Source organism: Providencia alcalifaciens DSM 30120 (assembly GCF_000173415.1).
Lineage (GTDB): Bacteria > Pseudomonadota > Gammaproteobacteria > Enterobacterales > Enterobacteriaceae > Providencia > Providencia alcalifaciens.
The window spans coordinates 14,152-35,386 of sequence record NZ_ABXW01000004.1; the positions used below are offsets into that span (position 1 = coordinate 14,152).

The 21,235-nt window shown below is 41.5% G+C and carries 20 protein-coding genes and 1 tRNA gene; 17 read left to right on the plus strand and 4 right to left on the minus strand.

Annotated elements, in window-relative coordinates; all coding sequences use genetic code 11:
- Positions 1–12: 12 nt before the first annotated feature.
- The 3 genes from phoA (at position 13) to PROVALCAL_RS00500 (ending at position 2,577) form a co-directional block, all read left to right on the plus strand.
- Positions 13–1,452 carry an alkaline phosphatase gene (phoA, locus tag PROVALCAL_RS00490; protein ID WP_006657088.1) on the plus strand — a complete coding sequence of 480 codons (1,440 nt, stop codon included), beginning with the start codon at positions 13–15 and terminating at the stop codon, positions 1,450–1,452.
- A gap of 187 nt (positions 1,453–1,639) precedes the next feature.
- Positions 1,640–2,170 carry a GNAT family N-acetyltransferase gene (locus tag PROVALCAL_RS00495; protein ID WP_006657089.1) on the plus strand — a complete coding sequence of 177 codons (531 nt, stop codon included), beginning with the start codon at positions 1,640–1,642 and terminating at the stop codon, positions 2,168–2,170.
- A 152-nt stretch (positions 2,171–2,322) separates the two neighbouring features.
- Positions 2,323–2,577 (plus strand): DUF1435 family protein, encoded by a 255-nt coding sequence (locus PROVALCAL_RS00500; RefSeq protein WP_036950193.1) that lies wholly within the window; start codon positions 2,323–2,325, stop codon positions 2,575–2,577.
- A gap of 106 nt (positions 2,578–2,683) precedes the next feature.
- Here PROVALCAL_RS00500 and PROVALCAL_RS00505 read toward each other — a convergent pair.
- Positions 2,684–2,769 (minus strand) — tRNA-Leu (locus tag PROVALCAL_RS00505).
- Between the two features lie 176 nt (positions 2,770–2,945).
- Positions 2,946–3,959, minus strand: coding sequence for a 16S rRNA (guanine(1207)-N(2))-methyltransferase RsmC (gene rsmC / locus PROVALCAL_RS00510; protein ID WP_036960927.1), 1,014 nt, complete (start codon positions 3,957–3,959; stop codon positions 2,946–2,948).
- A gap of 134 nt (positions 3,960–4,093) precedes the next feature.
- On the opposite strand from rsmC, the gene PROVALCAL_RS00515 reads away from it, so the two are divergent.
- Entirely contained in the window at positions 4,094–4,504 is a 411-nt protein-coding gene (locus PROVALCAL_RS00515) for a DNA polymerase III subunit psi (RefSeq protein ID WP_006657092.1), read from the plus strand.
- Complete coding sequence (gene rimI / locus PROVALCAL_RS00520; RefSeq protein ID WP_006657093.1) at positions 4,473–4,943, plus strand: ribosomal protein S18-alanine N-acetyltransferase; 471 nt, start codon at positions 4,473–4,475, stop codon at positions 4,941–4,943. The genes PROVALCAL_RS00515 and rimI overlap by 32 nt, the downstream gene beginning before the upstream one ends.
- A 58-nt stretch (positions 4,944–5,001) precedes the next feature.
- On the opposite strand, the gene PROVALCAL_RS00525 is transcribed toward rimI, so the two are convergent.
- The gene (locus tag PROVALCAL_RS00525) at positions 5,002–5,946 is read right to left on the minus strand and encodes a LysR substrate-binding domain-containing protein (protein WP_006657094.1); all 945 of its coding nucleotides are present in this window, start codon (positions 5,944–5,946) and stop codon (positions 5,002–5,004) included.
- A 96-nt stretch (positions 5,947–6,042) separates the two neighbouring features.
- Between PROVALCAL_RS00525 and PROVALCAL_RS00530 the strand changes: the two genes are divergently transcribed.
- The 11 genes from PROVALCAL_RS00530 (at position 6,043) to PROVALCAL_RS00580 (ending at position 19,364) form a co-directional block, all read left to right on the plus strand.
- Entirely contained in the window at positions 6,043–7,113 is a 1,071-nt protein-coding gene (locus tag PROVALCAL_RS00530) for a tartrate dehydrogenase (protein WP_006657095.1), read from the plus strand.
- A 184-nt stretch (positions 7,114–7,297) separates the two neighbouring features.
- The gene (gene prfC, locus PROVALCAL_RS00535; RefSeq protein WP_006657097.1) at positions 7,298–8,887 is read left to right on the plus strand and encodes a peptide chain release factor 3; all 1,590 of its coding nucleotides are present in this window, start codon (positions 7,298–7,300) and stop codon (positions 8,885–8,887) included.
- Between the two features lie 700 nt (positions 8,888–9,587).
- The gene (locus PROVALCAL_RS00540) at positions 9,588–10,001 is read left to right on the plus strand and encodes a BON domain-containing protein (RefSeq protein ID WP_006657098.1); all 414 of its coding nucleotides are present in this window, start codon (positions 9,588–9,590) and stop codon (positions 9,999–10,001) included.
- A 144-nt stretch (positions 10,002–10,145) separates the two neighbouring features.
- Positions 10,146–11,225: a patatin-like phospholipase family protein gene (locus tag PROVALCAL_RS00545; protein ID WP_006657100.1), complete on the plus strand. Its 1,080-nt coding sequence runs from the start codon at positions 10,146–10,148 to the stop codon at positions 11,223–11,225.
- The gene (locus PROVALCAL_RS00550; RefSeq protein WP_006657101.1) at positions 11,215–12,015 is read left to right on the plus strand and encodes a TatD family hydrolase; all 801 of its coding nucleotides are present in this window, start codon (positions 11,215–11,217) and stop codon (positions 12,013–12,015) included. The genes PROVALCAL_RS00545 and PROVALCAL_RS00550 overlap by 11 nt, the downstream gene beginning before the upstream one ends.
- Positions 12,016–12,295: 280 nt before the next feature.
- A complete protein-coding gene (locus PROVALCAL_RS00555) occupies positions 12,296–13,591 on the plus strand; it encodes a NupC/NupG family nucleoside CNT transporter (protein WP_006657102.1) in 1,296 nt (431 codons plus the stop codon).
- A gap of 459 nt (positions 13,592–14,050) precedes the next feature.
- Positions 14,051–14,830: a deoxyribose-phosphate aldolase gene (deoC, locus tag PROVALCAL_RS00560; RefSeq protein ID WP_006657103.1), complete on the plus strand. Its 780-nt coding sequence runs from the start codon at positions 14,051–14,053 to the stop codon at positions 14,828–14,830.
- A gap of 101 nt (positions 14,831–14,931) precedes the next feature.
- Positions 14,932–16,254 carry a thymidine phosphorylase gene (deoA, locus tag PROVALCAL_RS00565; protein WP_006657104.1) on the plus strand — a complete coding sequence of 441 codons (1,323 nt, stop codon included), beginning with the start codon at positions 14,932–14,934 and terminating at the stop codon, positions 16,252–16,254.
- Between the two features lie 81 nt (positions 16,255–16,335).
- On the plus strand, positions 16,336–17,559 hold the full coding sequence (gene deoB / locus PROVALCAL_RS00570; RefSeq protein WP_006657105.1) for a phosphopentomutase: 1,224 nt from the start codon (positions 16,336–16,338) through the stop codon (positions 17,557–17,559).
- A 101-nt stretch (positions 17,560–17,660) separates the two neighbouring features.
- Positions 17,661–18,377: a purine-nucleoside phosphorylase gene (deoD, locus tag PROVALCAL_RS00575; RefSeq protein ID WP_006657106.1), complete on the plus strand. Its 717-nt coding sequence runs from the start codon at positions 17,661–17,663 to the stop codon at positions 18,375–18,377.
- A gap of 219 nt (positions 18,378–18,596) precedes the next feature.
- A complete protein-coding gene (locus tag PROVALCAL_RS00580; protein WP_006657107.1) occupies positions 18,597–19,364 on the plus strand; it encodes a hypothetical protein in 768 nt (255 codons plus the stop codon).
- Positions 19,365–19,473: 109 nt separating this feature from the next.
- Here PROVALCAL_RS00580 and PROVALCAL_RS00585 read toward each other — a convergent pair whose 3' ends face one another.
- Positions 19,474–19,965, minus strand: a complete 492-nt coding sequence (locus PROVALCAL_RS00585; protein WP_039861369.1) for a GNAT family N-acetyltransferase — start codon at positions 19,963–19,965, stop codon at positions 19,474–19,476.
- A gap of 174 nt (positions 19,966–20,139) precedes the next feature.
- Here PROVALCAL_RS00585 and PROVALCAL_RS00590 point away from each other — a divergent pair, with 174 nt between their 5' ends.
- Entirely contained in the window at positions 20,140–21,219 is a 1,080-nt protein-coding gene (locus tag PROVALCAL_RS00590) for a hypothetical protein (RefSeq protein WP_039861370.1), read from the plus strand.
- Positions 21,220–21,235: the final 16 nt, after the last annotated feature.

Consider the following 21,235-nt stretch of genomic DNA (forward strand, 5'->3'; position numbering starts at 1 on the left):
AGGATAAAACTTATGACAGGTCATTTTATGAAATCTATGTTAGCCGTCGCCGTAAGTACGTTAATTTTAGGGACTGCAATTCCTGCCCATGCAGCAGATAAAAATGAGGCAGTTTCAGAAAGCCGCGCTGCAAAAGGGGATATCACGAAATTTGGTGGAGCTCGTCGTTTATCAACTGAACAGACGGATATCATGAAAGCTGCACTGCATAATGGTCAAGCAAAGAACGTCATTTTATTTATCGGCGATGGTATGGGTGATTCTGAAATTACCGTTGCGCGTAACTATGCGGAAGGGGCGGGTGGTTTTTTTAAAGGTATTGATGCGTTGCCAATTACAGGGCAATACACCCACTATGCATTAGATAAGAAAACACAAAAGCCAGACTATGTCACTGATTCTGCTGCCTCTGCAACGGCATGGTCTTCCGGTGTGAAAACCTATAACGGTGCTTTAGGGATTGATGTGTTTGGTAATGACCATGACACATTAATTGAAATCGCTAAACGTAATGGCAAAGCAACAGGGAACGTGACAACGTCTGAAATTCAAGATGCGACGCCAGCGGCTCAGTTTGCCCACGTAACGGGGCGTAAATGTTACGGCCCAGAAGAAACCAGCGAAAAATGTGCAACGAATGCATTAGAAAATGGCGGTCGTGGTTCTATCTCTGAACAGTTAATGATTACCCGCGCCGATGTCACATTAGGTGGTGGTGCGAAAAGCTTTAAGCAGGAAGCTAAAGCGGGTGATTACAAAGGGAAAACCTTGGAGCAACAAGCGGCAGAGCGAGGATTCACTATCGTCCGTGATGCTAAATCACTCGATGCAATCAAAGAAGCTAACCAAGATAAACCTGTATTAGGTCTGTTCCATGATGGCAATATGACGGTTGCGTGGGAAGGTCCAAAAGCGACATATCACGGTAACTTAAATAATGCCGCACTGGAGTGTAAACCAAACGCTAAGTTAGATCCGAATGCGCCGACATTGGCTCAAATGACAGAAAAAGCAATTAATTTACTGGAAACAAACCCGAATGGTTTCTTCCTGCAAGTTGAAAGTGCTTCTATTGATAAGCAGGATCATAAAGCAAATCCATGTGGTCAAATTGGCGAAACAGTTGCTTTAGACCAAGCTGTTCAAGTGGGTTTAGATTTTGCTAAGAAACATGGCGATACGCTTATTATCGTGACGGCTGACCACGCACATTCAAGCCAGATTATTCCTGATGGCACGAAATCATCCGGTTTAACTCAAGCGCTGATCACAAAAGACGGTACCGTGATGACCGTGAACTACGGTAACTCTGAAGAAGACGATTCACAGGAGCATACAGGTGCTCAACTACGTGTTGCAGCTTATGGTCCACATGCCGCGAACGTGATGGGTCTGACTGACCAAACCGATTTGTTCTTTACCATGCGTGATGCAATGGGATTGAAGCAATAAACCAACCCTTGTAGTTAAAAATTCTCTGCGGCAGGATGCTACAGAGAATTTTTTTGTTTATAAAGCCCCATAAACCTCGACTCAATTTCTCCTTCATATCTGTATTTCTTTTTTATTACACAGCTTGTATGCTCTCTATCTATTCGATTTATATCGAATTTATATAAGAACTAAGAGAACAATAATAATGAGAAAAGTACGTGAACTCACGCGGGATGAAATCCCAAATCTGTGGTCGATTGATCGAACTGAATTGATTGAACATCTTTATCTTCACCAGCAGGGTAAATTAGTGTTATCTGCCCAGCGATTTGATATGAAAGGTTGGCCTGAAGGTGAAACGGATGCTTATACACCGTATTTACTTGCTAGCTATGATAACGGGGCTGTTTTCTTTGGGGTGTTTGATGAGGATAGCCTGATCGCCGCAGCCAGTTTAGATAACGTATGGCGCGGGGAAAAGCTAGATTTGCTACAACTCTCTTTCCTCCATGTTAGCCATCGCTATCGTGGCGAAGGACTGGGTGGAAAGCTTTTTAAACTTTGCCAACAACGAGCATTAGAAAAAGGCGCTGCTGGACTATATGTTTCGGCGACTCCGTCAGAAAATACAGTGCATTTTTATCAATATATGGGCTGTGAACTGCTCGAAAAGCCAGATCCTGAACTGTTTGCGCTAGAGCCTGAAGATATTCACTTTGTTTGTATTTTTGAGTGATGTTTTTACCGTAGGGGAAATATTTTCCTCACAAAAATTTGATTGATTTTTATAGAAACGCAGATATGATTGATAATCATTATCATCTTTAACGAAATTATAGACTAACTATGAGTTAGCTAAAGACTCGTTAGCTATAAATGGGAGGCGTTATGGGAACTAGCGTATCAAAAGCAACAGGGTTGCGGCGTATTGGCGCTGGTTTGTGGGGCGTCTTCGCGGTGGTGTTACTGAGTATTATGTATTTGCTGAGCAATATGGGGTTTGATCCACTGAAAGTGGCAATGATCACCTTGATGATTGCGACGGCAGGCATGCTGTTTAATCGGGGTTCACGGCGTTTACTCATTATTCCAGCAGTAATGTCTTTAGGTTGTTTCTTGCTGATTTTTATTATGCGAAGCTAAGATTATCTAAGCGATATCTAGGTTAGGAATATTGTGTGAATGGTCATCGAGGATTGAATATCTGAAGGTTGAATTCTTGAAGATTAAGGTTACGAATCATTAACAGTGGTGCGAAAGGGGGGACTTGAACCCCCACGTCCATAGGACACTAACACCTGAAGCTAGCGCGTCTACCAATTCCGCCACCCTCGCAATACTAACTCTTTTGCATAATTGCTCATGCATCAATAGTACGGTGCGGATTTTAGGCTAATTTCGACAGACGTCAATAAATTTTTATCAGCGGTATATTGTTTGATGAAAAAACGGTCAACTTGATATGTTGACCGTTAGAAAAGAAAATTCACACGGATAACGTGCTGGTCGCTTTAGCGCTTAATTGCTTCGTAAACTTTAAATTTCCCTGTTTTAGCCAGTACAACATGACCACCGAATGCTTTATCGAGTAGATCAGGGTAAGGTAAAAATGCATTGGCGACGATGCGTAAACGACCACCTTTTTTCAGGTACTTAGGTGCTTGGAAAATCAATGTCTCTACCGCGTTATAGCTGGTGTTGATCCCATCATGGAACGGTGGATTAGAAATGATCCAATCAAATTTATCATCAAGGTCGGAATAGACATCACTTGGGATTATTTTTCCGGTAAGGTTGTTAGCCGCTAGAGTTGCCGTTGCAGAATCAATGGCTGATGCACTGACATCACTTAAGGTTAAGGTGACCGCTGGGTTTTGAGTACCAACCACCGCAGCAAGTACGCCGTTACCACAAGCCAGATCAAGCACATTACCGCTCATTGGCTCGGTCAATGTGGAAAGCAGCAAATCACTGCCGATATCTAACTCGTTATGGCTGAATACACCTGGAAGCGCATGAATTTTCACGTTATCAACTTGGTAATTGCGCCACCAACGCTTGATATCAAATTCAGTTGGCTGTTCTAATTCGCCATAATAGAGACCACAGCGACGTGCGGAGTCAATTTTTTGCAGTGTCGCAATCCCTTCCATAATCGCTTCGGCACTTTTGACGCCGCTACGATTTTCACCGACGATAAAAATTTGGCTACCTACAGCTAAATGTGTGCATAAATCATCGAGTTGGAAGGCGGCTTCTTGTTTGTTCTTGGACCAAAAGTAAATTAAGGTGTCGCAAGGTTTAACGAATTCCGCGGTTGCTGTTGAAGCAAACAGAACATTTTCACCCAATGCCGGCTGTAAGTTTTTCCAGCGATGGTACTGGTTAGTGAGAACGCGCACGCTGGCGGCTTCTAAAATTGTGCCCAGTTCATCCTGAATATCGCCTGCCAAAAGAACATGACGATCGATAAAGTGCTCTAAATGGCGTTGAATAACTTCGCTGGCGGGTGTCAGTAATGACATATTCTGTCTATCTCCTAAAATGAATATAACCACGCGGACTACCTTACCAGAAAAAAGATAAATAGCATTGCTCTGTTGGCGCTATTAATCCCCTTTGATAAGATGTGGTTGTTAACTAACGACTGGATAAAGCAATGACACGACGTGACAGACTTTTAGAACAAATGGGGATCACTCAATGGATGGTGAGAAATCCGACTGTGTTACGTGGTGAACGTGGTGTTCGCATTCCTGAGTCGACTAAGCTTATTATTATTACTGATGAGAACCTTGATTTAAACAGTCAGCTGTTAAAAGATATTTTTCTCGCAATGAAGATCAACGATGTTGATATTGTCTGTATTAATTCTCAGCAGCTAAAACTCATTCCAACACCAATAACTATACCTTGTTGGGTGATAGGGGATGGTATTCATCCCGAAGGTTCAAAAGTTACATTTATTTCTCCTGTTTTGTCTGAGCTGATAGCAAGCAGTAATGCTAAACAGGCACTATGGAAACAAATTTATCAATATGATGAAAATTTCAACACTCAAACAATCTGATCTCGCTACCGCCTTCTTAATTGAAAAGTTAAGTCATGATTTTCCATGGACTGAGCGAGTTTTTTATGGGAATCAAGGTGAAAAGTACCATAATCTAAAAATATCAGTTAATAATCAAATTGTTGGGTATGCAATAACACAATATGTATTAGATGAAGCTACGCTGTTCAATATTGCCATCCATCCTGATTTTCAAGGCCATGGCTACGGTCGTTTGTTATTAGAAAGATTAATTAACGATCTTGTTAGTCGAGGGATTTCGACGCTGTGGTTGGAAGTGAGAGAATCGAACGCGTCTGCGATTCATCTGTATGACAAACTGGGCTTTCAGCAAGCGACAGTGCGTAAAGATTATTATCCGACGAAAAATGGGCGGGAAGATGCGTTAGTACTAGCATTAACCTTGTTCAGTGAGGATATGTTTAGTCAAAAAGCGTAATACATTTTTCTAAAGAAAAACCATGGTAAGACTTGCGTGTTATCGTGGTTTTTTGTATTTAATCGCTTCCAACATAATGATATTCAGCGTAAAAAATATTCGGTAAATGGGTAGTGAGGTACTTTTCAAGATTTTCAATGAAAACCCTAAGACTAGCACTATTACGTAAACTACGTGAATAGACAGCAAAAACGTCAGCGCCTTGATGCCATTGTGGTAGAACGCGCACTAATTTTCCTGACTGAAGTTCAGGGAGAACACTCCAAAGTGAACGTAATAAAATCCCTTCACCACTGAGGCACCATTGTTTGGCGACTTCTCCGTTATTGACCATTAATTTACTATTCGGTGTGATGGTCATGCTTTCTTGTTGGTGCTCTAATTTCCAGATTGCGGGAGCTTGATTGCGCTCTTTGATGGCAATACACGAGTGTTTTTGTTCAAGTTCTTGAGGTAAAGATGGTTGCCCATATTTTTGGATATAGGCGGGAGAGGCACAAAGTACTCGGTTATTGCGGGCTAACCGACGTGCAATGAATTGATCTGAAATGGTACCGCCAATGCAGATATCAAGATCGATATTCTCACTGATGATATCGATTGATCGATCCGTTAGCGTCAGATCAATACCTAAAATCGGGTAATCGGCACGTAATGCCAGGATAAAGGGATTCAGGTAGGTGCTACCAAAGCCTGTACTGCAACTGATGCGCAGTTCTCCGCGGATCTCATCGCGACAAGCTTGTAATTCTCCCTGCATTCGCTCTAATTCTTCCAGTAACAACTCACTGCTACGCAGAACAATTTTCCCTTCTGGCGTCAATTGAATGGCACGAGCATTACGGAAAAACAGTGTTTGCCCTAAGTTTTCTTCCAGTAATTTAATGCGTTTCGATATATAGGCTGGAGATACCAATAGTAGCTCAGCCGCTTGGGAGAAGCTCATCAATCGGGCGACGGTGACAAATACACGGATATCTTCAAGCAACGGTAGCTTGTTCATAGTTTGTAAATCTAGGGATTACAGTTCATGCCTATACTTTATCACAGCAAGCCATAAACTGGAGAACATGCGTAGATAATAATAAGGGCGTTGAAAATGGCACAATTTAATATAGCAGTCATTCCGGGTGATGGAATTGGAACGGAAGTGATCCCTGAAGGATTACGTGTTTTAGAGGCAGCAGCACAAAAGCACGGTGTAAAGCTTAACTTTGCACACTTTGATTGGTCGTGTGAAACCTATCACCGTACTGGTCGTATGATGCCGGAAGATGGTCTAGAACAACTGAAAAAATTTGATGCCATTTTCTTAGGTGCCGTTGGGTTCCCAGGGGTTCCTGACCATATTTCCTTATGGGGTTTGTTGCTGCCAATTCGCCGTGCGTTTAATCAATATGTGAATTTGCGTCCGGTACGTTTATTTGAAGGGATTAAATGCCCGCTGGCGGATAAAAAACCGGGTGATATTGATTTTTATGTCGTGCGCGAAAACGTAGAGGGCGAATATTCTGCCATTGGCGGAATTCAGTATGAAGGGACGGAAGATGAAATGGTGTCCCAGCAAAGTATTTTTACCCGCAAAGGGACTGACCGAATTTTAAAATATGCTTTCGAACTTGCCCGTTCTCGCGATAAAAAACATTTAAGTTCAGCCACGAAATCCAATGGATTATTTCACTCAATGCCGTATTGGGATAGCCGTGTGGCTGAAATGGCGAAGCAGTACCCTGATGTAAAAGTTGACCAATTCCACATTGATATTTTTGCGGCTAACTTAGTGAGAATGCCGGAATTTTATGATGTGATTGTGGGATCAAACTTATTTGGAGATATTTTGTCAGATCTTGGGCCCGCCTGTACGGGGACGATTGCGATTGCACCGTCCGCGAATATCAATCCTGAAAAACACTTCCCATCGATGTTTGAACCTGTGCATGGTTCCGCACCGGATATTGCTGGGAAAAATATTGCTAACCCAATTGGCACTATCTGGGCGGCAGCGATGATGATGCAGCATCTTGGTTGCCAAGAAATGTACGATACGATTATGTCAGCGGTTGAAACGGCTATTCGTGAGCGCCGTCATTTGACTCGCGATATGGGCGGAAATGCCAGCACACAAGAATTAGGGCTGGAAATTGCTCAGTTAGTGGCTGTGTCGGTGTAAGTTTATTGGGCTCCATCCTGTGGGTGGAGCGCCTAACATTTCAGGCTCTGATTGTTTATAACCCCAAGATCTGCGAAAATAACCGCCAATTACGATTAACAATACGGATTTGCTGCGCTAGAGCCACCTCGAGCCTCTTCCTGATGCCCATACAAATCTGGATATAGACGAAAAGAACGGTTAAATGACAGATCAGAATTTTCTCCATGAAGTTAGCACCCGTAGAACGTTTGCTATCATTTCTCACCCCGATGCCGGTAAAACCACGATCACTGAAAAAGTATTACTTTTTGGACACGCAATTCAACGTGCGGGAACGGTAAAAGGTCGCGGTTCTAACCAGCATGCCAAATCAGACTGGATGGAAATGGAAAAGCAGCGTGGTATCTCAATCACCACCTCTGTGATGCAATTTCCCTATAATGATTGCTTAGTGAACCTGTTAGACACCCCAGGACACGAAGACTTCTCGGAAGATACTTATCGTACATTAACTGCCGTTGACTGCTGCTTAATGGTTATCGACTCCGGTAAAGGGGTTGAGGATCGTACTCGTAAGCTGATGGAAGTTACCCGCCTGCGCGATACGCCAATTCTGACCTTTATGAACAAATTGGACCGTGATATTCGCGACCCAATGGAGCTGTTAGATGAAGTGGAAAATGAGCTGAAAATTGCTTGTTGCCCAATCACATGGCCAATTGGCTGCGGTAAGTTATTCAAAGGTGTTTACCACTTACTGCGTGACGAAACCATTTTGTATCAAACAGGTCAAGGTCATACAATTCAAGAAGTCCGCATCGTTAAAGGGTTAAATAACCCTGAGTTAGATGCGGAAGTGGGCGATGAGTTAGCGTCTCAATTACGTGAAGAGCTGGAGCTAGTTCAAGGGGCTTCCCATGAATTTGACCACGATGCCTTTATCGCGGGTGAGTTAACCCCCGTCTTCTTTGGGACTGCATTAGGTAACTTTGGCGTCGACCATATGCTTGATGGCCTTGTTGAATGGGCACCGGCACCTCAAGCACGTAAAACGGATGTGCGTGAAGTGGAAGCCACTGAAGAGAAATTTACAGGTTTCGTTTTCAAAATTCAGGCGAATATGGATCCAAAACACCGTGACCGTGTTGCCTTTATGCGTATCGTCTCGGGAACCTATGAAAAAGGCATGAAACTGCGTCAAGTTCGTACTAAGAAAGACGTAGTGATTTCAGATGCTCTAACCTTTATGGCGGGCGATCGTTCTCAAGTCGAGAATGCGTATGCAGGGGATATTATTGGCTTGCATAACCATGGAACTATCCAGATTGGTGATACCTTCACGCAAGGCGAAGAGCTGAAATTTACAGGGATCCCGAACTTTGCACCTGAATTATTCCGTCGTATTCGTCTGCGTGATCCTCTGAAGCAGAAGCAGTTACTGAAAGGCTTGGTTCAGTTATCAGAAGAGGGTGCCGTGCAGGTATTCCGCCCATTAACGAATAATGACCTGATTGTGGGTGCGGTCGGGGTACTGCAATTTGACGTCGTCGTTTCTCGCTTAAAAAGTGAATATAACGTTGAAGCGATTTATGAAGCCGTTAACGTGTCTACCGCACGTTGGGTTGAGTGCGATGATGTGAAAAAATTCGAAGAATTTAAGCGCAAAAATGAGCAAAATTTAGCGTTAGATGGTGGTGACAATTTATCTTATATTGCACCAACAATGGTTAACTTGAACTTAACCAGCGAACGTTATCCTGAAGTGAAATTCCGTAAGACACGCGAACATTAATCATTCTTTATTCTTCACGTGATAATTTTGAAATGGCCAACTTAGTTGGTCATTTTTGTTGTATATCTAATTAATTATCAGTTTATTCAATTAAGTAGCTACTGGAACGAGTATTTTTTCGTGAAGGGCATGCTGCTATGATGACCGTGGGTGCTTGGATCATTTTGGTTCAAGCAGACAACACGTTGTGAGGACCCAAAAGACGAAAGCCCCGAGTTCTATTTAACAGTAACTCGAGGCAGTCTCCAACCCAACAATTGGATTCTGTCTCCTTTTTGTACAGGAGTCAAGAGGAATGACCAAGCTTGCTTTATTAGGGCTAATGACCTTGTGTATCACGGTCTTGTGTCTTTCACTGCAACTACGAGATAGGTTATGTACTATCAATGTAGTGAGTGGAAATACAAAGGTTCAAGCTACTCTGTTATGTATTGAGTAGTCTGGTGGGGGAGTTATCCCCCACATTTCTCTTCTGTTGTTCGTTGGTGGTACCAGCACCCTATTTTTCTATTCTTACTACAGCTAGAGAATGATTTGTCGCTTTCTGATTTGAATAATCGAATTAAGAATGTTTTTCTGGGAATAAAATTTTTCCTTTAGTAATCCTCTGATAGATGAGTTATTTGACTTTATTTTTACCTATTTTTTACTTAGGCTATGACATTGTTAGTTTATTAATCATACCAAGAGGAAGGTTCCAATGAAAAAGATCGCCGTTTTACGTTCTTTAGGTGTCATTGGGTTGAGCTGGGCACTTTTTGCTTGTAGCTCATCATCGGATAGCGCCTTGAAAAAACAAGCTTCGGAAACTTGGGACAGCGCAGCTAAAACTGTTGAAATGGCAGGAAAAGATACAGGAAATGCCATTTCTAGTGGCGTGAAAAGCACCGACACTTATATGGATGATTCATCTATTACTGCGGATATTAAAAGTAAGCTCTTAAGTACGAGTGGAATCCCAAGCAATAGCGTCTCAGTGAAAACGATTCAAGGTGTGGTTTACCTCTCAGGTTTCCTTAAATCTAGCGAACAAATAAATCAAGTTGTACAAATCGCCTCGACAGCAAAAGGTGTAAAATCAGTACAAAATGGTTTAGTTCTGGCAGATAAGTAATTTCTTTTAAATGGGCTTTCAATTGAAAGCTCATTTTGCTATTTGCTCTCCCAGAGAAAAGCGGTTTAATGAAAACCAATGTCATTTGATTGATAGTGGGATTGATGAACGAGTCGTCAATGTCAATATAGATAAAGGGTTACTATGGGAAAGCATGTTCCAGTCACTTTAGGCACGATTGAGCCACTCGCATTTTCTGACGAAATTAACGGAGGAAAAACCGCACTTATTTGTGAAGGAGGCGGTCAGCGTGGTATTTTCACTGCGGGTGTATTGGATGAGTTTTTGATAGAAAACTTTAACCCTTTTGATTTGATGATTGGAACCTCTGCAGGCGCTCAAAATCTATCGGCTTATATCTGTGGGCAAGCAGGTTATGCTCGCCGAGTCATTACGCGCTATACCACCAACCTTGATTTTTTTAACCCACTGCGATTCATTCGTGGCGGGAATTTAATCGACCTTGATTGGTTGATTGAAACGACGGCGAAAGAGTTCCCTCTTAATATGGATGCAGGGCTTGAATTGTTAAAGTCTGGGCGTGAATTCTATATGGGAGCAAGCCGTAGTGATGATTTTTCTGCTGAATTTTTACAACCGGATGCGGATTCGTGGTTAGACATCATTCGCGCTTCCAGTGCAATTCCTGGGTTTTATCGGACAGGCGTTGAATTTAGTGGTGTGCGATATCATGATGGTGGAATCAGCGCAGCTATCCCTGTTGAAGAAGCTTATCGGCGTGGTGCTGACACCATTGTTGTAGTTCGTACAGTGCCTTCTCAGATGTATTTTACACCTGAGTGGGTTAAGCGTATGACGCGTTGGTTAGAAGGGGATAATTCGGCGTTACAGCGAATGGCTGCGATGTTAAAAGTTCACTTAAAAAGCTACCGTAAAACCCAAGAATTTATTGAAAACCCACCTGATGGCGTACAAATTTTTGAAATTTACCCGCCCACACCGCTGAAAAGTAGTGCGTTGGGTAGTAAAATTAGTGCCTTAAACCAAGACTATCATGTAGGTCGTCGTTGTGGACGCTATTTTATTGCTGCATTGGCTCAACAATTTGCCAGTAATGATACGAGTTTTAATCGATTTTCTAAGCGTAGACATTCGTTAGAATTGGCCCATATAGAAGATCAGGAAGAATCCTTACTAGTCGAAAAGGTAGCTGATGTTGTTGGCGCTAACGTTTTGCAAGGTAGCCAAGTGCATGATGGATAATCCTCGTTTTATCGATACCCACTGTCATTTTGATTTTCCTCCATTTAGCGATGCATTGTCAGACAGCTTAGAGAAAGCCGCAGAAGGAGGGATAACAGATATCATTATCCCAACGGTGAGTGCAGATAATTTTCAGCGAGTTTGGAGTCTCTCTCTTGATTATCCCCAGTTGTATGCCGCAATGGGGTTTCATCCCTTGTATTTAAGTCAGTTTCAAGAAGTGCATTTTGAAATGCTGGTAGATTTTTTGGCGCGTAAAAGTAAAAAATGTATCGCTATTGGGGAGATTGGACTCGACCTCTATATGCAAGATCCACAATTTGAGCGCCAACAAATACTGCTTCAGCGTCAACTGAAGTTAGCTAAACAGTTTGACTTACCGATTATCCTGCATTCGAGAAAATCCCATGATCAACTAGCTGCCATGTTACGTCGCCATGATGTTCCTGCTCGTGGTGTGGTGCATGGTTTTGCGGGTAGTCTCTCTCAGGCTGAAAACTTTGTGAAATTGGGATATTACATCGGTGTTGGCGGAACAATCACTTATGAGCGGGCCAATAAAACACGCCAAGTGATGGCACAACTTCCGCTAAGTTGTTTAGTGTTTGAGACTGATGCGCCGGATATGCCTGTATCCGGTTTTCAAGGTGAACCTAATCGACCTGAGCGTATTCAGTGGGTATTTCAGTCTTTATGTGAGCTGCGACACGAATCTGCCGATGAGATAGCACAACAACTTTACAACAATAGTCGGACGTTATTTAATCTAAATCAGACCGAAATGCGCTAATTGATAATTATTTCTTATGTATTTCCATGAGTTACTCAAGTAAAACCATTCAGCTTTTTACCTAATAGACTATCGCATTCGTGCCTTTCCAGACTAAACTGACCGCCTATTGTGATGCTTATCACAATATTTGAATTTATGTTGCTTATTGCACTTTGGATTTGTGATGAATATTGCGGGTTATTAATGATGACTGGTTATAATCATCGAACTAAGACTCGCGGAGTCTTGCGAGTTTATTTATACATTAACCTAGAATTAAGTGAACAGGGATACTTCCATGCAACTCATTTTGAGTATTGTTGGGATGGCGGTGCTTATTGCGATAGCCGTTCTTTTCTCCAGCAATCGTCGAGCCATTAGACTTCGTACAGTCGGCGGTGCTTTTTTAATCCAAGTCGCCATTGGTGCATTTGTTCTTTATGTCCCTGCGGGGCGCAGTGTTTTAGAAGGTATGTCTAACGGCGTATCTAAAGTTATCGGTTATGGCCAAGATGGGATGAGCTTTATCTTTGGCGGACTGGTTTCTGACAAAATGTTTGAGTTATTTGGCGGTGGCGGTTTTATCTTTGCTTTCCGTGTATTGCCTATCATCGTGTTCTTCTCATCATTGATTGCAGTCCTGTATTATCTTGGCATCATGCAACTGGTCATCAAAATTCTAGGTGGTGGTCTGCAAAAAGTTCTGGGAACCTCAAGAACCGAGTCTTTATCTGCAACGGCGAATATTTTCGTTGGTCAAACAGAAGCCCCTCTGGTTGTTCGTCCTTATATTTCGACCATGACGACCTCTGAACTATTTGCCATCATGTGTGGTGGTTTAGCCTCTGTAGCGGGCTCTGTCTTAGCTGGTTATGCGCAAATGGGCGTCCCAATGGAGTACCTGATTGCAGCATCCTTCATGGCGGCACCGGGTGGTTTGCTATTTGCTAAATTAATGGTGCCAGAAACAGAAGTGGCTAGAGATAACGTGGATGCCAAAGATTTAGTCGCTGAGGAAGATCGCCCAACGAATATCATTGATGCCGCAGCATCTGGTGCAGCATCCGGTATGCAGCTGGCTCTGAACGTGGGGGCTATGTTACTCGCGTTTATCGCATTAATCGCTCTGATCAACGGTATTTTAGGTGGCGTCGGTGGTTGGTTTAACTATCCACAATTATCCCTAGAATTATTATTGGGCTGGGTATTTGCGCCAATCGCATACCTTATTGGTGTGCCATGGAGCGAAGCGACCATTGCAGGCTCATTTATTGGTCAAAAAGTCGTTGTAAACGAATTCGTGGCTTTCATGAACTTCGGTGAATATATGAAAGCAGATGCGGATGTGATTGCAGCGGGTAAACAAGTTCTGTCTGATCACTCTAAAGCGATTATTTCTTTCGCACTGTGTGGTTTTGCAAACTTGTCTTCTGTGGCAATTTTGCTGGGTGGCTTAGGTGGAATGGCTCCAAATCGCCGTAGTGATGTAGCTCGTTTAGGTATGAAAGCCGTTATGGCAGGTACGCTCTCTAACTTAATGAGCGCAACCATCGCAGGCTTCTTCTTAACCTTGGCAGCAATGACCGCAATGTAATCCCTCTATTTTGCAGCGGAAGGGCAATTTGTCTTTCCGCTGTCATTTTCTTCTGAGATATTCTTTTTCTGTTTTGTATCGTAACTTTTACTTTTTCAACTATCCTTAACGTAATCAATTTATGACGAAGCGGCGGCAGTCAGTATAATGACGGTGAAACAGTGAGTGATTACCTGCTATACTGTGATATTGTTCACGGATATATATTTAATAATGTAACGTTCAGTCGATAAATGTGATTTGTAGCGCATAAAATATCCCAGTTACGTGGTCAAATAGGTATTAGTAAGTTGCCACGGAACTGATAGTTCTTAGAGTCAACTGACTCTAGGGCACCGTGCGGTGAGATGGATCTCAGCTGCTGAGTTTGGAAAACCTAACTAGCATCTTTATGGAACAAGCCCGCTCGCCAACAAAGAACGTATCGTTCTGAAAGAATTAACATCGTTGGAGAGTTATATGACTGATTTAAAAGCAGCAGCGCAACGCGCACTGACCCTGATGGACTTAACCACATTGAATGATGACGACACTGATGCGAAAGTTATCGCACTATGTCATCAGGCAAAAAGCCCTGCAGGCCATACCGCTGCTATCTGTATTTATCCTCGTTTTATTCCTATTGCACGTAAAACATTACGTGAACAAGGAACACCCGATATCCGTATTGCAACTGTCACCAACTTCCCACATGGTAATGATGATATTGAAATTGCATTAGCAGAAACGAAAGCGGCTATCGCTTACGGTGCTGATGAAGTTGATGTTGTTTTCCCTTATCGTGCATTGATGGCAGGGAATGAAAAAATTGGTTTCGATTTAGTGAAAGCATGTAAAGATGCATGTGCAGAAGCAAATGTATTACTGAAAGTAATCATTGAAACAGGCGAATTAAAAGACGCAGATTTAATTCGTAAGGCATCTGAAATTTCAATCAATGCAGGTGCTGATTTTATTAAGACATCGACAGGTAAAGTACCTGTGAATGCCACTTTAGAAAGCGCTGAAATCATGATGCAAGTCATCCATGATATGGGCGTCGCGAAAAGTGTTGGTTTCAAACCTGCTGGCGGTGTTCGTACCGCTGAAGAAGCAGCACAATATTTAGCCTTAGCAAGCAAAATCTTAGGCGACAATTGGGCGGATGCTCGCCATTTCCGTTTTGGGGCATCTAGCTTATTAGCGAACTTATTAAATACGCTAGGATTTGACGTTAAAAAGTCCACTAGCAGCTATTAATAATCGCAGTCATCAGTGACATCAGACTATTGCCCAATCGATTTTGGGCAATAGCAGTGACTGTTTAGCCGAAGAATTCGATGTAAATTAAGGAGCCTATTGTGTTTCTCGCTCAAGAAATTATTCGTAAAAAACGTGATGGCAAATCATTAAGTGAAGAGGAAATTCGTTTCTTCATCAATGGTGTGCGCGATAACACAGTTTCTGAAGGTCAAATTGCTGCCTTAGCAATGACTATCTATTTCAATGACATGACAACGCCTGAACGTGTCGCACTGACACTCGCAATGCGTGACTCAGGTTCCGTATTAAATTGGAAATCACTGAATCTGAATGGTCCATTAGTGGATAAACACTCCACGGGTGGCGTTGGTGATGTCACTTCATTGATGTTAGGTCCAATGGTCGCGGCTTGCGGTGGTTATGTACCAATGATTTCTGGTCGTGGTTTGGGTCATACGGGTGGAACATTAGATAAGCTTGAAGCCATTCCAGGATTTGATATTTTCCCTGACGATGAACGTTTCCGGGATATTATTAAGCATGTTGGTGTGGCGATTATTGGACAAACTAATTCGTTAGCACCTGCGGATAAACGCTTTTATGCGACCCGTGATATCACAGCTACTGTTGACTCTATCCCACTGATCACTGCCTCTATTTTAGGTAAGAAGTTAGCCGAAGGTTTAGACGCCTTAGTGATGGACGTTAAGGTGGGTTCTGGCGCATTTATGCCAACGTATGAAAAATCAGAGCAACTGGCTGAATCCATTGTTCAAGTGGCGAATGGCGCGGGCTGTAATACCACGGCACTACTAACCGATATGAACGAAGTTCTCGCATCTAGCGCAGGTAACGCTGTCGAAGTCCGTGAAGCCGTCCAGTTCCTGACGGGTGAATACCGTAACCCACGTTTATTTGAAGTTACGATGGCGTTATGTGTTGAAATGTTGGTATCGGGTAAATTGGCAGCTAATCGTGAAGATGCCCGCCAGAAATTACAAGCGGTGCTGGACAACGGTCAAGCTGCTGAAGTATTTGGTCGTATGGTTGCGGCACAAAAAGGTCCGAAAGATTTTGTTGAGAACTACAACAAATATCTGCCAACAGCAGTGCTTAGCAAAGCTGTTTATGCACCACAAGCCGGCATTATCACACAAATGGACACACGAGCACTGGGTATGTCTGTGGTAACGTTAGGTGGTGGTCGTCGTAAAGCAACTGACCCAATCGATTATAGCGTTGGTTTAAGTGAAATCGCAGCATTAGGTAGCAAAGTTGATACCCAAACTCCACTTGCGATTATTCATGCCAATAGCGAAAAATCATGGGAAGATGCGGCGAAAGAAGTTCGTGCTGCTATGATTATTGGGGATAAAGCCCCTGAAGCGACGCCTATGGTCTATCGTCAAATTAGTGAATAAACCGATATCCGCATTTTTCATCGAAAGGTGCGGGTTAGATTGAAGCGATGAACAGATAAGCTGTATCGCAGGAGAATAAATATGAAACGCACATTTATTATGGTATTGGATTCCTTTGGGATCGGTGCTGCGGGTGATGCCCACAAATTCGGTGACGAAGGTTCAAACACACTTGGTCATATCGCAGAAGCTTGTGCTCGCGGTGAAGCTGATAAAGGTCGTAAAGGTCCATTACACCTGCCTAACTTAACAAAATTAGGTTTAGGTAAAGCAGGAGAAGAATCGAGCGGAAAATTCCCTGTGGGTCTGGATCCTAATGCGGAAATCATCGGCGCTTATGGTTATGCAAGCGAGCTTTCTTCAGGTAAAGATACGCCATCAGGTCACTGGGAAATCGCAGGTGTTCCTGTTCTGTTTGACTGGGGCTATTTCGAAAAACATGAAAACAGCTTCCCTCAGGAGCTGTTGGATACACTGGTCGAAAAAGCCAATTTACCGGGTTATTTAGGTAACTGTCACTCATCGGGTACAGTGATCCTTGATGAACTGGGTGAAGAGCACATGAAAACGGGTAAACCGATTTTCTACACCTCTGCGGACTCTGTATTCCAAATCGCGTGCCATGAAGAGACTTACGGTTTAGATAAGCTGTATGAACTGTGCGAAATTGCCCGTGAAGAGTTAACCAAAGGTGGTTACAACATCGGTCGTGTTATTGCGCGTCCATTTGTCGGTGACAAAGCGGGTCATTTTGAGCGTACAGGTAACCGTCATGATTTAGCGGTTGAGCCACCAGCGCCAACTGTTCTGCAAAAATTAGTCGAAGAGAAACAAGGTGAAGTCGTTTCTATCGGTAAAATTGCAGATATTTATGCACACGTCGGTATTACTAAGAAAATCAAAGCAACGGGTATTAACGCGTTATTTGATGCCACTTTAGAAGAGATGAAAATTGCGGGTGATGACACGATTGTTTTCACTAACTTCGTTGATTTTGACTCAGCTTATGGTCACCGTCGTGATGTTGCAGGTTATGCCGCAGCGTTGGAATTATTTGACAGCCGTTTGCCTGAAATGCTGAAACTGGTTAAAGAAGACGACATTCTGATCTTAACTGCAGACCATGGTTGTGACCCAACATGGCCAGGTACTGACCATACTCGTGAGCATATCCCTGTTCTGGTGTATGGACCGAAAGTTAAACCGGGTTCTTTAGGTCACCGTGAAACGTTCTCGGATATTGGTCAGACAGTCGCAAAATATTTTGATTTATCACCAATGGATTACGGTAAGTCTATGTTCTAAGACCTGTTTCTTTACTGAAACGGCCATAAGGTGATTTAAAAATAAGGCAGGCAACTGCCTTATTTATTGTGAACAATTTTAATGATTAAAAGGGAATACGAATGGCTACTCCACATATTAATGCAGAAATGGGTGATTTCGCTGACGTCGTACTGATGCCGGGTGACCCACTGCGCGCGAAGTACATTGCAGAAACTTTCCTTCAAGACGTTCGTCAGGTTAATAACGTACGTGGTATGTTAGGTTTCACAGGGACTTATAAAGGTCGTAAGATCTCAGTTATGGGTCATGGTATGGGGATTCCTTCATGCTCTATCTATGCGAAAGAGCTGATCACTGATTTTGGTGTTAAAACACTGATCCGTGTAGGTTCATGTGGTGCGGTGATGGATGACGTGAAACTGCGTGATGTGGTTATCGGTATGGGCGCATGCACAGACTCTAAAGTCAACCGCCAGCGTTTCAAAGACCATGACTTTGCTGCAATTGCAGACTATGACTTAGTTCATAACGCAGTTGAAGCTGCAAAAGCGCGTAACGTGAATGTGCGTGTAGGTAACCTGTTCTCTGCGGATTTGTTCTATTCTCCAGATCCAGACATGTTTAAAGTGATGGAAAAATACGGCATTCTGGGCGTAGAAATGGAAGCCGCGGGTATTTATGGTGTTGCTGCTGAGTTTGGTGCTCGTGCACTGACGATCTGCACCGTTTCTGACCATATCAAAACGGGCGAGCAAACTACCTCTGAAGAGCGTCAAACTACGTTCAATGAAATGATTGAAATCGCATTAGATTCAGTTCTGTTAGGCGATAAGTAATCGCTGATTAGAACGCCAATCTGAAGACAAAAATGCCACTTTCGAGTGGCATTTTTGTCTAATTTTTAGCTTAAAAGCTCACTTTGTTATTTATGATACAAGAGTTTATTATTTATCGACAAAATAAATAATGTCATCGCTATATGATATAAATAATAATTCATAAAAAATATTATCAACCTATATGAATTTTATATTAATAAAGGTAAAAATATTTTTATGAGAATTAAATGCTCAACATCCATCGAATACACAATTTTATTGAGATTATTAAACCAAAATGTATCAGATGCATCCCTGAAAAAAATAGCGAAAAAAATAAGGGCTGTGAAGCACCAAAATACACCTGAAGTGTTTGAAAATAGGCTGAAACGTGTTCAAAAGTTAGTGGGTAAGATAAAATCTTATCAAGTGAGAGATAAAATTTCCAAGGTTATTGTTGATAGTATAGGGGAGGCTGTTTTTTCTTCTTCGGTGAATGTTCAAAAATATGAAAATAAGCCGATTAGTCACCTTAAATTGTTTAATCGAACTGAGATGGATTTGGGAAAAGAGAAAAGCTCTCTTACTGGTTTTCATGGTTATATAAATAATTTTCGTGATACTGGAGAGCCTGCGCTTAGCCTACATGGCTCTGAAGTTGAGCAATTTTCTTTTGATGTTGGATTAAAATTATTGCAAGGAAAAGGGGATTCAATATTTTATATTTCTAGCTCAGCAAATGCACTAGTGAAGTACTTAAAAAAACGGTTTCATTTAGATCTAAAAAATAGTGATGTTCCATTACATGTTTTAAGTTGCCATGGTCACCAGCATGGTGCGGCGTTAGCCCAAGCCTTTAACCGACCGGTTTATACATACTCAAAAGATCTTGTTTTCGTCAATGAGCTGAAACATTATTTACTAAATAAAAATACTACAGTTAATGATAAAAATGGTGATGTGGCTATACCAACACTGCATTATCCTAATAGGTCGATAGCATAGTCGGGTTCATCTATCATTATATAGGCTGGATATTTTTATTGTGAATCTACCTATTCAGTTCATGGTTTAGAGATACTGAATAGGTAATTGATATAAGGAAGGAATAGACTTACTTTATTCGGCTCATCATAATGGCATCCACATATTCACCATCACGAAAAGCATAATCACGCATCACGCCTTCTTGCTTGAAACCAAACTTTTCATACAGATCCAAGCCACTTCCATTTGCAGCAAAGACTTCCAATTCAATACGATGGACATTCAACCAGTTATCACAGTAGTCCACCATCACTTGCATTAATTGTGTGCCAATTCCTTTACCTTGATAGGCTTCACTGACCGTAATACCAAAGCTTGCTACATGCCGACGTCGCACTTGTGAGGGTTGATGCACAACCAGTAACCCTACTACGGTTTCATTGATTGTAGCCACAAACTGGGTGACGAGGGGGTCATTCGCACCTAGCCGTGCTTCCCATGTTTTTGTCGTTGGGTAAGGGAGTTGTAAAGTATTGGCATAGGCGGAGTAATCCGCATGCATTTGCGTGATTGCAGGAACATCGTCTAATGTGGCTCTGCGGATGGTTACGTCACTCATATATAGCTCCTCATTTTTATACCCCATAGTAATCACATTAATGAAATAGCCTGTCAATAGTGGATATTCCTTTATTAAAAATAATAATATATGAGCAACGGTAAATGATATTTTTATTTATTGCTGATTTTCTATTATCTAGATTCTGATAAGTTATGAATAAAAGGGAGAGCTATGTTTAGTTCTATAGACAGTAGTCAATATCATAGTAATAAATTAATGAAAGCAATAATTAGACATAAACATAATCAAAAAATTACGGATAAAACCATAAGTAAAATAAAAAAATACACCAATAAAGTGAAAAATACGAGTTCACCAATAAATTTTAAAATTCAAATCACGGCGGCTAAGAGTCAGTTAATTGATGCCCCTAAGAATGAAGAGAAAATCATAAAAATCCTTGATGAAGTTTCTAAAGCATCCAATTTACCCGATGCTAAAGTGGTATCATCAACAAGAAATACGATATTAAAAAATAATCAAATATTATTGGTTAAACAAAATTTAAAAAATTTCTGGGATAATCTTTCTGGGGGGAGAGGCAATCGAGTTATTCTTCCAAGGCGTACTGTTGAAGATATTTTTGATCTGAAATGTCATTATGTCTCTAAAAAAACACTAAGAAGAATGAATGAAAAAATAGGTATGCTGATTGAAGATAAACCACAGCATGAAGCAATAAAAGAAATAGAGAATCTACAAGATAAATTAATAGAAAAAAATATTAAGCCTAAAAATCATTTTAAATTAATGAAATCAATGAATAAATTGAAAGAAGAAATAAGTTTGAAGGGAAATGATACTACTGTAATTCAATCGCCAGAAATTAGAGAGGATGAACCCTCACATTTATTACAGGCGGAAATATCGAATAGAATGAAAAATAATGAATTAATTTTTGATTCAAATGAATTGATAGAGTGCTCGCCTGAGTTTAATGATTTGAAAAATGCGGTTAAAGAGCATTTTAAGAATGTCAATGTTGCTGAAGGGATAATTAAAAAAATAACAAGTCATCTGAAGGTGTTAGAAATTGTAGAACCTAGAGAAATAATTAAGGATAAATTATTTTATATAGAAAAGTTGATAGGATTAGATGAGAAATTTTTTGATAAAAAAACAATGGTTCATTATCTAAAAGAACGACTCTCCTTTTCCGTTGAGAATCTTAAAACGTTGTTTAAGGTGTTTACTGAAGAAAGAGCAAAATATTTATTAATACAAAAACAAGCTTTAGTGTATCAGCTGTAAACTAGGAATAAAAAAG

Bases quoted from the DNA above. Each gene is read 5' to 3' on its own strand.
- phoA (WP_006657088.1), top strand. From the start codon at position 13: ATGACAGGTCATTTTATGAAATCTATGTTAGCCGTCGCCGTAAGTACG.
- PROVALCAL_RS00495 (WP_006657089.1), top strand. From the start codon at position 1,640: ATGAGAAAAGTACGTGAACTCACGCGGGATGAAATCCCAAATCTGTGG.
- PROVALCAL_RS00500 (WP_036950193.1), top strand. From the start codon at position 2,323: ATGGGAACTAGCGTATCAAAAGCAACAGGGTTGCGGCGTATTGGCGCT.
- rsmC (WP_036960927.1), bottom strand. From the start codon at position 3,959: ATGTCATTACTGACACCCGCCAGCGAAGTTATTCAACGCCATTTAGAG.
- PROVALCAL_RS00515 (WP_006657092.1), top strand. From the start codon at position 4,094: ATGACACGACGTGACAGACTTTTAGAACAAATGGGGATCACTCAATGG.
- rimI (WP_006657093.1), top strand. From the start codon at position 4,473: ATGATGAAAATTTCAACACTCAAACAATCTGATCTCGCTACCGCCTTC.
- PROVALCAL_RS00525 (WP_006657094.1), bottom strand. From the start codon at position 5,946: ATGAACAAGCTACCGTTGCTTGAAGATATCCGTGTATTTGTCACCGTC.
- PROVALCAL_RS00530 (WP_006657095.1), top strand. From the start codon at position 6,043: ATGGCACAATTTAATATAGCAGTCATTCCGGGTGATGGAATTGGAACG.
- prfC (WP_006657097.1), top strand. From the start codon at position 7,298: ATGACAGATCAGAATTTTCTCCATGAAGTTAGCACCCGTAGAACGTTT.
- PROVALCAL_RS00540 (WP_006657098.1), top strand. From the start codon at position 9,588: ATGAAAAAGATCGCCGTTTTACGTTCTTTAGGTGTCATTGGGTTGAGC.
- PROVALCAL_RS00545 (WP_006657100.1), top strand. From the start codon at position 10,146: ATGGGAAAGCATGTTCCAGTCACTTTAGGCACGATTGAGCCACTCGCA.
- PROVALCAL_RS00550 (WP_006657101.1), top strand. From the start codon at position 11,215: ATGATGGATAATCCTCGTTTTATCGATACCCACTGTCATTTTGATTTT.
- PROVALCAL_RS00555 (WP_006657102.1), top strand. From the start codon at position 12,296: ATGCAACTCATTTTGAGTATTGTTGGGATGGCGGTGCTTATTGCGATA.
- deoC (WP_006657103.1), top strand. From the start codon at position 14,051: ATGACTGATTTAAAAGCAGCAGCGCAACGCGCACTGACCCTGATGGAC.
- deoB (WP_006657105.1), top strand. From the start codon at position 16,336: ATGAAACGCACATTTATTATGGTATTGGATTCCTTTGGGATCGGTGCT.
- deoD (WP_006657106.1), top strand. From the start codon at position 17,661: ATGGCTACTCCACATATTAATGCAGAAATGGGTGATTTCGCTGACGTC.
- PROVALCAL_RS00580 (WP_006657107.1), top strand. From the start codon at position 18,597: ATGAGAATTAAATGCTCAACATCCATCGAATACACAATTTTATTGAGA.
- PROVALCAL_RS00585 (WP_039861369.1), bottom strand. From the start codon at position 19,965: ATGAGTGACGTAACCATCCGCAGAGCCACATTAGACGATGTTCCTGCA.
- PROVALCAL_RS00590 (WP_039861370.1), top strand. From the start codon at position 20,140: ATGTTTAGTTCTATAGACAGTAGTCAATATCATAGTAATAAATTAATG.